The organism is Paenibacillus sp. B46(2026) (assembly GCF_056786355.1).
In genome coordinates, this window is sequence record NZ_CM165907.1 from 317,631 (window position 1) to 330,363 (window position 12,733).

General features: G+C 49.2%; 10 protein-coding genes. 9 read left to right on the plus strand and 1 reads right to left on the minus strand.

The genetic code is table 11. The features are described from left to right. Positions 1-36 precede the first annotated feature (36 nt). The 7 genes from iolD to AC1S8V_RS01525 all read left to right on the plus strand — a co-directional run bounded on the left by iolD (position 37) and on the right by AC1S8V_RS01525 (position 8,940). Positions 37-1,902 (plus strand): 3D-(3,5/4)-trihydroxycyclohexane-1,2-dione acylhydrolase (decyclizing), encoded by a 1,866-nt coding sequence (gene iolD / locus AC1S8V_RS01495; protein WP_482072147.1) that lies wholly within the window; start codon positions 37-39, stop codon positions 1,900-1,902. A gap of 53 nt (positions 1,903-1,955) precedes the next feature. Continuing rightward, complete coding sequence (gene iolE, locus AC1S8V_RS01500) at positions 1,956-2,858, plus strand: myo-inosose-2 dehydratase (RefSeq protein WP_482072148.1); 903 nt, start codon at positions 1,956-1,958, stop codon at positions 2,856-2,858. 199 nt (positions 2,859-3,057) lie between these two features. After that, positions 3,058-4,068, plus strand: a complete 1,011-nt coding sequence (iolC, locus tag AC1S8V_RS01505) for a 5-dehydro-2-deoxygluconokinase (protein ID WP_482072149.1) — start codon at positions 3,058-3,060, stop codon at positions 4,066-4,068. 100 nt (positions 4,069-4,168) lie between these two features. Then, positions 4,169-5,644, plus strand: a complete 1,476-nt coding sequence (locus AC1S8V_RS01510) for a CoA-acylating methylmalonate-semialdehyde dehydrogenase (RefSeq protein WP_482072150.1) — start codon at positions 4,169-4,171, stop codon at positions 5,642-5,644. A 69-nt stretch (positions 5,645-5,713) separates the two neighbouring features. Then, positions 5,714-6,766, plus strand: coding sequence for an inositol 2-dehydrogenase (iolG, locus tag AC1S8V_RS01515; RefSeq protein ID WP_482072151.1), 1,053 nt, complete (start codon positions 5,714-5,716; stop codon positions 6,764-6,766). 110 nt (positions 6,767-6,876) lie between these two features. Then, entirely contained in the window at positions 6,877-7,683 is an 807-nt protein-coding gene (iolB, locus tag AC1S8V_RS01520) for a 5-deoxy-glucuronate isomerase (protein WP_482072152.1), read from the plus strand. 249 nt (positions 7,684-7,932) lie between these two features. Then, positions 7,933-8,940 carry a LacI family DNA-binding transcriptional regulator gene (locus AC1S8V_RS01525; protein ID WP_482072153.1) on the plus strand — a complete coding sequence of 336 codons (1,008 nt, stop codon included), beginning with the start codon at positions 7,933-7,935 and terminating at the stop codon, positions 8,938-8,940. A gap of 167 nt (positions 8,941-9,107) precedes the next feature. Here AC1S8V_RS01525 and AC1S8V_RS01530 read toward each other — a convergent pair whose 3' ends face one another. Beyond that, a complete protein-coding gene (locus AC1S8V_RS01530) occupies positions 9,108-11,087 on the minus strand; it encodes a methyl-accepting chemotaxis protein (protein ID WP_482072154.1) in 1,980 nt (659 codons plus the stop codon). A gap of 479 nt (positions 11,088-11,566) precedes the next feature. Here AC1S8V_RS01530 and AC1S8V_RS01535 point away from each other — a divergent pair, with 479 nt between their 5' ends. Together AC1S8V_RS01535 and AC1S8V_RS01540 are read left to right on the plus strand one after the other, a co-directional pair. Next, positions 11,567-12,094, plus strand: coding sequence for a hypothetical protein (locus AC1S8V_RS01535; protein ID WP_482072155.1), 528 nt, complete (start codon positions 11,567-11,569; stop codon positions 12,092-12,094). After that, entirely contained in the window at positions 12,091-12,597 is a 507-nt protein-coding gene (locus AC1S8V_RS01540; protein ID WP_482072156.1) for an N-acetyltransferase family protein, read from the plus strand. The genes AC1S8V_RS01535 and AC1S8V_RS01540 overlap by 4 nt, the downstream gene beginning before the upstream one ends. Positions 12,598-12,733: the final 136 nt, after the last annotated feature.

Below are 12,733 nucleotides of genomic sequence, written 5' to 3' on the forward strand. Positions count from 1 at the left end.
CGCTTAACCCGTAAAGGAAAGGAAGGCGATCAATTCATGACAACAATTCGATTAACGATGGCTCAGGCACTGCTTCGATACCTGGATCAGCAATATATCTCGGTTGACGGTGTGGAAACCAAGTTTGTGAAAGGGATCATCGGCATCTTTGGACATGGCAACGTAACTGGCATTGGAGAAGCGTTGGAGCGCAGTCCGGGAAGCCTGACGTATATGCAAGGAAAGAACGAACAAGGTATGGTGCATACGGCAGCGGCCTATGCCAAACAGAAGAACCGCAGACAGATCTATGCATGTACAACATCCATTGGTCCGGGTGCTTTAAATATGATTACAGCAGCGGCTACCGCAACGGTGAACCGGATTCCGGTTTTATTGCTTCCTGGAGATAACTTTGCTACACGGGAACCGGACCCGGTACTGCAGCAGTTGGAAGTGAGCAGTGATTATACAATCTCAGCCACTGATCCATTCAAAGCCGTCAGTAAATACTGGGATCGCATCGTTCGTCCTGAACAGTTGATGATTGCTGCTACACAGGCCATGCGTGTGCTTACCGACCCGGCAGAGACGGGAGCTGTTACGCTCGCGCTGCCGCAGGATGTGCAGGCAGAGGCGTACGATTATCCTGAATCGTTCTTCGCCCGCAAAGTACACTATCTGGACCGTCGCCCCCCGGTACAGGCAGCCATTGAACGGGCAACACAGCAGATTGCCCGAGGCAGAAATCCGCTGCTCGTTGCAGGCGGCGGTGTGTTGTACTCTGAGGCTTCCGCCCAGCTCGTGGAGTTCGCCGAGGCCTTTGGTATTCCGATCGCCGAGACGCAGGCGGGCAAGAGTGCAGTCTCTTGGGACCACCCACTGAATGTGGGAGCCATCGGGGTTACTGGCTCTCTGGCAGCCAACAGGCTGGCGAGAGAAGCGGATGTGGTGATCGGCGTCGGTACGCGATTCTCGGATTTTACGACGGCATCCCGCTCTGCCTTTCAACATCCGGAAGCGTCATTCATTAACATCAACCTGAACGGTATGGATGCCGCCAAGCTAGGCGGAGAAGCCATTCTGGCAGATGCACGCGAAGGATTGCAGGCTTTGCAGAAGGAATTGCAGCATAGACAATATCGCAGTGCATACGGTGCATCTGAAATCGCTGATCTCCGCGCTGAGTGGAATGCAGAAGTGGATCGGCTGTATGCAGCTCAACATGAAGCAGGACTGGCACAGACTACAGCAGTCGGCGTCGTTAACCGGAGCATTGATCCATCCTCCGTCATAGTGTGTGCGGCGGGTAGTCTGCCAGGCGATCTGCATCGTCTGTGGCGTGCGTCTGAACCAAAGACGTACCACATGGAGTATGGATTCTCCTGTATGGGGTACGAGGTAAGTGGGGCATTCGGAGCAGCACTAGCCGAGCCGGATCGTGAAGTGTACGCCATGGTAGGAGATGGCAGTTATCTGATGCTGCACTCGGAGTTTGTGACCAGTTTGCAGGAACAGAAGAAGATGACTGTCCTATTATTCAACAACAATGGATTCCAGTGTATTCATAATTTGCAACGGGAACATGGTAGTGACGGGTTCGGCAATGAGTTCCGTTATCGGGAATCAGAAAGCGGACGATTGACCGGGGATTACATGCCAATGGACTTTGCAGCTCACGCCCGAAGCATGGGAGCCAAATCCTATAGAGCGGAGACGGCAGAACAGCTAGAACAAGCACTCCGAGATGCGAAGAAAGAAACGGTAAGTACGTTAATTGAGATTCCGGTCGTGCCTGGAACCAACGCAGGTGGATACGAGTCATGGTGGAATGTGGGTGTACCTGAGGTATCTGCCGAAGAAAAGGTAGTTCATGCTCATCACACCATGCAAGCCAACCGCGCCAAAGCAAGACCGATTTAATCCGGTTTAATATAGTGAACCACAATGTTGAACGACAAAGGAGACGTGGAGCAATGAGCAAGCTGCCATTCCAGCTTGGGATTCATCCGATCAATTGGGTCGGTGAAGATGTGAAGGAGCATGGTGATGCGACAACGTGTGGACAGATTCTGGACGACATTCAGCGTCTTGGGCTGACAGGCACAGAGATGGGTCGTAAATATCCAACCGACCCCGTTATACTGCGAGAGGAACTGAGCAAGCGGGATATCAATCTGGTCTCCCAGTGGAAATCGGTGCTGTTGTCCGATCCGGCATATCGTCAGTCTGAGTTGGATAGCTATCGCAGACATGCGGAATTTCTGCAATCCATGGGCAGTAAGGTGATCAGTACGGCGGAGGTAGGCGGGTCACTTCATTTTGATCCAAGACGGACTCCGCATGAAAAAGAAGTGCTTAGACTCAGCGAATCCGAATGGCATATCCTCGCTGAAGGATTGAATGAAGCAGGAGCGATTGCCCGTGAACACGGGTTGAAGCTCACGTATCATCATCATGGAGGCACGGTGGTAGAACAACCGGATGAGATCGATCGACTGATGGAGCTGACAGATCCTTCTCTCGTGTATCTGCTCTATGACACAGGTCATGCCTACTATGGCGGAGCTGATCCGCTTGAACTGCTGCGTAAACATTATGACCGGATCGCTTATATCCATCTGAAAGATATCCGCCCTCATGTGCTGGATGAAGCACGCGCCGAGCAGTCTGATTTTGTCGGCTGTATTCGTAGAGGAGTGTTCACCGTACCAGGGGATGGATGCATTGATTTTGCACCAATACTGCAAGAATTGATCACACGAGGATATGACGGCTGGGCAATGCTTGAAGGAGAGCAGGACCCTGCGATTCATAACCCCTATGAGTATGCTAAACGCTCCTTGAACTATATGGAGTCCTTATACCAACACAGCTGATTCGTTCAGCATTGCAGCGGTCAGAGGCCACACTCATAAAGTGAAACAGGAAGAAGGCCAGCAAGAGTATAACGTTATGATTGGAAAATAAAACGGACCTACTCTAGCCGTTTACGAGTCCTCACGATGGAATGAGTAACGAGTCTAGATATCCATATAAACCATGTAAAATCTCAACACAGAAAGGGGCTCACATGAAATGACCTATGTATCCTTTCCAAGATCAAGGAAGAAGGATTTCACCGCGATTGGCCGTCTGTGTATCGACTTGAATGCCAATGAGATCAATCGCCCGATGGAAGAGACGATGACGTTCACGAAATATGTGGGTGGCTCTCCGGCCAACATTACGATTGGCATGTCCAGGCTGGGTATGGAGACAGCTTTTATCGGCAAAATCGCGGGTGACCAGATGGGCAGATTCATCCAGAGTTATTTGGAGAAGAACGGCATCGACACATCGAATGTGGTTACAGATGACACCGGAGCGGTGACAGGGCTTGCTTTTACCGAAATCAAGAGCCCAACCGATTGCAGTATCCTGATGTACCGGGACAATGTAGCTGATCTGTTATTACAGGCGCAAGAGGTACAAGAGCAATTAATTGCCGACTCCAAAGTACTGCTAATCTCAGGCACGGCTCTCGCTCAGAGCCCATCCCGTGAAGCCGTATTACAGGCACTAACGTATGCGAAAAAGCATGGCACGGTTATTGTGTTTGATCTGGACTACCGCCCATACACATGGACATCAGATGAAGAGACGGCGGTCTATTACAACCTCGCAGCCGAGAAATGCGATATCATTCTGGGCACACGTGAAGAGTTCGACATGATGGAGACATTCGACCACAATCCGGATCATAGCGATCAGGTAACTGCACAGAAATGGTTTGATTTCTCAGCCAACATCGTTGTAATCAAACACGGCAAGGAGGGGTCCATTGCTTATACGCGTGAAGGGCTTTCTCACCGTGCGGACAGCTATCCGGCAAAAGTGGTCAAAACGTTCGGTGCAGGCGACTCCTACGCGGCTGGCTTCCTGTATGGATTGATGCAGGGCTGGACGATTGAGCGCAGTATGGCGTATGGCAGTGGAGCAGCAAGTATCGTGATTTCAAGCCACAGCTGTTCGGATGCGATGCCAACGGTGGAACAGGTGAATGACTACATCGAACGTTGCAATCGGGGCGAGATTACCGCGCTCTGAAGCTCGTTGTAATTGTTTAAGCAACACGCTCATACAGATCAACACCAATGATATAAGTTGAACATAAGAGATCGACATATAAGCGAAGGGAGACAGGGCTATGGGAAAAGGGATTTCTGAAGCGTCTGCAACAGCGACAATGGTACAAAACTGGATCGGAGGTGCCTGGGTAACCCCAGCGGCAACTCGTACGGAGCCGGTTGTGAATCCGGCTACAGAAGAGGTTATTGCGCATGTGCCACTGTCCGAACAAGCGGACGTGGATCTGGCCGTTCAGACGGCACGGGAAGCGTTCAAGTCATGGAGCAGCACACCGGTTCCACGCCGTGCTCGTATTCTGTTCCGCTACCAGCAGCTGCTAGTGGAGCATTGGGAAGAGCTCGCCCGCCTGGTAACGTTGGAGAACGGTAAAAGCTACGCCGAAGCGTATGGCGAGGTATTGCGTGGCATTGAATGCGTCGAGTTCGCGGCAGGTGCCCCGAATCTAATGATGGGCAAACAACTGCCTGATATCGCGACAGGACTGGAGTCGGGCATGTACCGGTACCCCATCGGCGTAATTGGGGGAATTACCCCGTTCAACTTCCCGATGATGGTACCGTGCTGGATGTTCCCGCTGGCTATTGCGTGCGGTAACACCTTTGTCCTGAAGCCGTCCGAGCGTACACCACTGCTGGCAGGCCGCCTGGCAGAGCTGTTCAAGGAAGCGGGGCTTCCGGATGGCGTGCTCAACATCGTTCACGGTGCGCATGATGTCGTGAACGGTCTGCTGGAACATAAGGATGTTCAAGCGATCTCCTTTGTCGGCTCACAACCTGTAGCTGAATACGTCTACACCACTGCATCCAAGCATGGCAAACGGGTACAGGCACTGGCTGGTGCCAAAAACCACTCCATCGTTATGCCGGACGCCGATCTGGATCTAACCGTGAAAGAGATTACCAGTGCAGCATTTGGCTCAGCAGGGGAACGCTGCATGGCATGTTCGGTTGTTGTGGCTGTGGGTGATGTGGCTGACGAACTGGTACAAAAGCTGGTGGAAGCAGCAGACCGCATTACCATCGGTAACGGTATGGATGAGGGCGTGTTCCTCGGTCCCGTCATCCGTGGACCACATAAAGAGCGCACACTCAGTTACATTGAAGCCGGAGAGCAGGAGGGCGCGGCCTTGATCCGGGATGGACGTAAGGATCAGGCGACAGGTGAATCCGGTTATTTTGTGGGGCCAACGGTATTCGACCAAGTGCAGAGCAACATGAAAATCTGGCAGGATGAGATCTTTGCTCCAGTACTCTCGGTGGCAAGAGTGTCTACGCTGGAGGAAGCCGTTGAGCTTGCAAACCGTTCCGACTTTGCTAACGGGGCGTGTCTGTTCACCCGCAGCGGGGCGAGTATGCGTCAATTCCGTGAGACGATTGATGCGGGCATGTTGGGTATTAACCTGGGCGTACCTGCACCAATGGCATTTTTCCCGTTTTCCGGTTGGAAAAAGTCCTTCTATGGTGATCTGCATGCCAATGGCACGGATGGTGTTGAATTCTACACTCGCAAGAAGATGGTAACGGCGCGTTGGTAACAACCAGAGCATAACTCGGGCTAAGGGGAACGCCCAGCCCATATGGACGCACATAGGGAGGATAACGGAATGGGCAAGGACAAAGTGAGAATTGGCATCATCGGTGCTGGACGGATCGGCAAAATTCATGCAGACAATCTCCTGCGTAACCCGCATGCCGAGATTGTGGGAATCAGTGACTTGTTTGCAGGTCCTGAATTGGAGGCTTGGGCCTCCAGACGCGGCATCCCTGTTGTAACGACAGACAGCAGCCAGTTGATCTCAATGCCTAATGTAGATGCTGTGCTGATCTGTTCTTCAACAGATACACATGTGCCGCTGATCGAACAGGCCGCCCAGGCAGGTAAACACATCTTCTGCGAGAAGCCAGTCAGCATGGATCTAGCGCAGACCCAAGCAGCTGTAGCAGCGGTACAGAAGGCTGGCGTGAAGCTTCAAATTGGATTTAACCGCCGTTTCGATCACAACTTCAGACGGATACGGGCACATGTGCAGGATGGTACGATTGGTGATCCGCATATTATCAAAATTACGTCTCGCGACCCAAGTCCACCGCCTGCGGAATATATCCGGGTGTCTGGCGGGATCTTCATGGACATGATGATCCACGACTTTGACATGGCTCGGTATCTGTCCGGGAGTGAAGTGGAAGAAGTATACGCTCAAGGCAACGTGCTGATCAATCCGGTCTTTGCAGAACATGGCGATGTGGATACGGCGATTGTAACGATGACTTTTGCCAATGGAGCGATTGGTGTTATTGATAACAGCCGCCAAGCTGTATACGGGTATGACCAGCGTGTTGAAGTATTTGGTTCGATGGGCAGCGCCGCAGCGGCGAATGATCATCCGAATACGGCTGAGATCAGTACAGCGGCCGGGCTCATGCGCGACAAACCGTTACACTTTTTCCTGGAACGCTACAATGAAGCATATGTACAGGAGACAGCCCTCTTTATCGATGCAATCCTCCATGATAAACCAGTTATCGTAGATGGCCACGATGCAGTACAGGCAGAACGCATTGCACTGGCAGCAAAAATGTCCATGGAGCGTGGAAGACCTGTGAAGCTGAGTGAAGTCCCTGGGATGTCACTGGAATCGCAAACGGCAACACCATAGTGGATGATTAAAGTCACTTTTTCTAATAGAGGGCATGAATAGTCCAAGTTTTTATTTTTTTATAAGTATCAGGTTGTTGTGGACGACTACAGAAAGGAGTGGATGGCAAGATGTCAGAACGTATTGTGAAACCCGTGCCTAACCCGGAGGGAGACGGTACACTTATAAACGTAACACCGGAGTCGGCGGGGTGGGAATATGTTGGCTTTCAGGTAGCGAAGCTGGCGGAGGGGGAGACGTTAACCCGTGAGAGCGGTGATCAGGAACTCTGTGTGGTGCTTCTTAGTGGTTTCGCCAATGTAAGTACCCGGGAGCACACATGGGATAATATCGGAAAAAGAATGAGTGTTTTCGAGAAAATTCCGCCGTATTCGGTCTACGTCTCAACTTCCGATCAAGTACAGATCACAGCACGTACCGAACTGGAAATCGCTATATGTGTTGCACCCGGTAAAGGCACGTACCCGGCTCGTCTCATTGCACCCGAAGATGTAGGGGTAGAGGCGCGAGGGTATGGCAATCTGGAACGCCAGATTCACAACATTTTGCCGGAACAAAAGGAAGCGGACAGTCTGCTCGTTGTTGAGGTATTCACACCAGATGGGCATTGGTCCAGTTACCCGCCACACAAGCATGATCGGGACGCACTCCCGGATGAATCTTTGCTGGAAGAAACGTATTATTTCCGTGTGCAGCCTGAGCAGGGGTTTGCCATTCAGCGCATATACACGGATGATCGCTCTGTGGATGAGACGCTCGCAGTTAAGAACGGTGAAGTGGTGCTTGTTCCGGACGGATATCATCCGGTAGGTGCTCCTCCGGGGTATGAGGTCTACTATCTGAACGTGATGGCTGGACCAACCCGGACCTGGAAATTCCATAATGACCCTGACCATGAGTGGTTGATGAAAAAGTAAAACAGTTCATGCTACGCACATTTTGCTCGCTTCAAGTTGCGTATGCAGACTTCCCCCTGCATAATGAGAAGAGAACAATTATCTATGCGAATCAATTTCATAATTCACTAAAAATGGATTTTTGTAACTAAATATAGACAAATTGAACCATTTTGCTCTATATTTAGCCTTGATTGAAGCAGCTAAAGGTATTATGAAATTGATTCATGTATAACGAAATTTATATATAGCACAAATGGGGAAAAAACAATGAAAGCAACCATATACGATATCGCACGCGAGGCGGGTGTATCCATTGCAACTGTCTCGCAGGTCATTAATGGCAAAGGCAAGATCAGTGAGAAGCGGCGCGCCGAGATTATGGAGATCATGGAACGCCTCCACTATCAGCCCAGCGCGATCGCAGCCGCACTTACAGGTAAGCAGACGTATACATTGGGACTGCTTGTACCGGACATCTCGAACCCGTATTTTGCAGAACTCGCCAGAGCGGTGGAGGATCGAAGCCGTCAATTGGGCTACAGCGTGGTCATCTGCAGTACGGATAATAAGGACGAGCGGGTAGAGCGTTACCTGAATCTGCTCCAGCAAAAAAGGGTCGATGGCATGATGATCGGAACCGGGATCGATAATGCCGAGATTTTGTCACCTCTATTGCAGCAGTCCATCCCTGTCGCTTTGATTGCTCGCCATATGCCCTCACTGTCGGTGCATACAGTCACCATTGACGACTTGCTTGGCGGCACGCTCGCAGCACAGCATCTGCTTGAACTTGGGCATACTCGTGTAGCAGTGCTGTCGGAGCCGTCCAAAGTCAGCAGTAGTCAGGAACGTGTGCGTGGATTCCGCGAAACATTGAATAAGGCGGGATATACGCTGGAACCGAATCAGATCAGAGAATCGGCGGCTGACCTGAGCTCGGCCAAAAAAGAGGCGCTACTGCTGCTCGGTGAAAACAATCATCCCACAGGCTTGTTCTGCTGTAATGACATTCAGGCCATCGGTGCACTTCAGGCAGCCAAAGAGCTGGGTCTACGCGTGCCAGAGGATGTGTCGATTATCGGATTCGATAATACCATTCTAGCTTCGGTAACCAGTCCACCGCTTACGACCGTTGCCCAGCCGATTGAAGATCTGGGACATCGCGCTGTAGATCTGTTGATTGAAGAGTTGAAGGAAGAGCGAAGAGAGCCACAGAAGATTGTCCTGAAGCCCGAACTGGTCATCAGAGAATCAGCAGGCCGAGTATCGGGCTGAAAACAATGACACTTCCAGGTACTCTGACCAGCCGTGAGGCTAAGCTTACGTGTGTCATAGTCTTGTATCCAGATAGATGTGCCGTTTCATCTCTCATTCTGAATAAGTAACATATCAACATAACAAACAAGCCGCGTTCCCCCAATGGGAGAACGCGGCTTGTTGATTTAAATCTTGAACTTCTTCACTTCCTCGGCGAGCGTATTGGCTTGTTGAGCCAGTTCATTGGAGCGTTCCGAGATACTCGTAATGTAATTGAACTGTTCCTGCGTAGAGGAAGCAACCTCTTCTGTGGAAGCGGCGCTCTGTTCCGACATGGCCGCTACACTGGAGATCACTTCAGCAATCTTGCCAGAGCTGTTATCCAGTTCAGTTGTTGCGGATGATACTTGTTGAAGCTGGTTGTCGATGCCTTCAATGGATTGCTTGATTCGCATAAACGAGTTGCGCATCTCATGTACGGCAGCGACCTGTTGCTCAATACCATGTTCAGCAGAATCGACCTCGCTCACACTTTGGCGGCTAGCTGACTGAATTTCATTTAGCAATACGATAATATCCTGAGCAGAGCCTGCGGATTGTTCAGCCAGTTTGCGCACTTCCTCGGCAACCACTGCGAATCCACGTCCATGTTCACCCGCTCGGGCTGCTTCAATGGAAGCGTTCAGGGCCAGCAGGTTGGTCTGGGAGGCAATAGCTTGAATCATGCTGACGATGCCTTCAATCTTCTGTGATTTGTCTGCCAGTAGGGTGATGGATTCACCTACACGGTCAATCGATTGGCGGTTGCCATCCGAAAGTTCCACTTGGTAATCTACCGCCTGTAGTCCAGCCAGCATGGCTTCTCCTGCCTCACGCATCATCGTTACGGACTGCTCGACACTGCGATTAATGCCGCCGACACTATCACTCATCTCCGACAGACGGCTTGAGCCATCATACACGGATTCAGCCTGTGTACTGGAACCTTGAGCGAGTTCATCAGTGGCAATGGAGATCTGCTCTGCGATGCGTTTGGTGTTATCTGTATGCTCCTGCATCTCACCCGAGATACTTTGTACGCGATCGGCAGAAGCCGTTACTTGCCTGAACAGCGAGCTAAGCTGATCGGACATCTGATTGAATGCCATGCCAAGTTCAGCGAACTCATCTTTGCCTTTGATCTGCACCCGTCCTGTAAAATCACCACTCGACATCTGGCGGGACGTTCCATGCAGACTTCTCAGTGGCTTGATGAAGAGTGTTGCGATCCAATAGGCACCTGCCAGTACAACCAATAACGTAATGCCGATAATGAGAATGTAGTTATTGCGCAATTCATAATACTCAGCGTAGGCCAGCTTCTCGGAGATGATGGAGCCTACAACCCAGCCGGTGCTTGGAATCTGATGATAGAACAACAGATAATTCTCATCGTTATATTGGAATGGCTTCTGACCTGACGGATTCGTCTGCATATCTTCCAGCAGCGGGTTTAACTCTGTGTTATCCTTGGCGGAGGTGTTCACCAGTTTATCGTCAGGGTGAGCCAGAAGCAGTCCGTTTTTATCGATTAAAAAGGTGTAGCCCAATCCATCCAGATTTATTTTTGCCACGGTATCGGTAAGTGTAGAGAGCAACAAGTCGCCTGCGACAACCCCTTGCAATGCGCCTTCTTTATTTTGGACCGGCATGGCAATCGACACCGCATATTGCTCCGACATCATATCCAGATAGGGATCAGAGAATGTTAACTGATTGGCCTGCTTCGCTTTCTGATACCAAGGACGCTGTCTTGGATCATAATCTGAATCGGGGGTCCAATCTGAACCATTCATGAAGCTACCTTTTTGTTCTGAACCGTAATATAGATCCGACAAGCTCTCTTTATTACTGCCCAGCTTCATAATGTTAAAGTATTCTTCTGTGAGTTCTCCCTCGGGCACGCCCTCCTGGATGACAAAACCTAACGTTTCAATCACTTTGGCATTACTGCTGATCCAGCCATCCAACTGATTTGCGGAAGAGGACATTAAGCCATTCAGTTTGGAGTCAACATTACGAGTGGCTTGCTTTTCGGTTTGAAACAAGCCAAGTGAAGCCAGTGGCAATGCGGTGATCAACACAGCGGCAAGAAACATGATCATTAATTTTGGTTTGAGCTTCATTCCAATTCCCCCTAGCGTTTTACCATTACACACCTATACTTCTTCAAATCACATATTATCTTGCGTGGCGAGCATGTTGTTCCAAGCTGATTTGTTGATCATGCTCACTTGTTGAAACTGCCCGAGAATAGCCTCGGGATGTCATGGATGTGTAAGAATAAATGGAGCTTATGAAGTATATCGTCATTTTTAGTTCAAATTTTAGAAAATTAAACAAGTTAGTTAGCGAGTATGGATTTATATTTTGTCCACCAACATTGAAAGCGTAATTATGTATTGCAGTTCTTTTATAGCTGCTTATGTACACTTTTTCTTTTCCGTTCAAGCATTATGAGTAACTATAGTTTAGACAAAAACGTTATCGAAATAGATGGTAAGGAATAAGAAACGACATTGGAACAGAAAGATTGAGATGATATACTGGGAAGTATCATTAATTACCATTTTATATATGTTTTGTGGTGTATGAGGAGAGCGGTATGATTAAAAGAATTAAAATCATTATGGCTATCGTCACGATTATTGTTGTTGTAGCTATTGCAGTGCGTATGTATACCTCTGGTCAATATACTATGTATATCCCCAGCCAATATACGACGTTTCGAGCAGAGGTTACAGATCATATGAGCATGTTGGATAGATTGGATCGACTGACGATTAGGAAAATTTCAAGTGCAGATCCGTATAATGAAGATGATGAAGTGATGATTAAAGATTCTAAAGAGATTAGAGACATGCTGAAGCTATTAAAGGATGTTGAACTTAAAAGAGTACGGGAATTCGACGTTTCCGAAAGGAGTCCATATTACTATGAATGGCGACTTACCATTAATAAAGAAGGTCGCTTTACCGATGGATTCGGACTGACGTTTTATAATGAAAAGTCCATCTCAATCTACAGCGAGGCAAAAACGAGAGATAAACTTGAGGATTACGAGATTACTAATGAGTTTAATCTGAATGAGATGGAACGCCTATTTGAAAAGTTGAAGGAGGAGCAAACATGACCAAGACCAACTATCATGTACGTCCGATTGAGGAACAGGATATCCCCTTTCTATGGGAGATGTTATATGCATCCCTGCATACACGAGAAAGTGATGAACCTCTCCCAATCGAAAGTATACATTCTCCTGAGCTATCCAAATACGTTGAAGACTGGGGAAGAGAAGGGGATTTCGGGTATGTTGCGGTAGACCAGTATGGCAAGAGATTAGGTTCAATAACATTACGATTCTATACGGATCAGAATGCGGGATATGGTTATGTGAATGCAGCTACGCCAGAGATGGGGATGGCTGTAATTGAAGATGCACGCGGAAAAGGAGTAGGTACCTTACTGCTTCATATTGCACTGGATGAAGTTGAACGGCGGGGAATTGAAGCAGTCTCCCTCAGTGTTGATCCGGATAACCAAGCGATTCGCTTATATAGGCGGTTAGGATTTGTGGAGAAAGGCCTCTGTGGTACATCGGTAACGATGGTACGAGTGAGTGCTTCGGAATCTTAAATGATAAGCGATCCTTCTGCAAAGTAAGAAAACAAGGGTAAGCAAAGTATTACTGCATAAAAAAGGCGCTTCCTCATGGGAAACGCCTCTTTCTTTACTACGTGTAGCACATACATGTTCTCTCTCTTTGAAATCA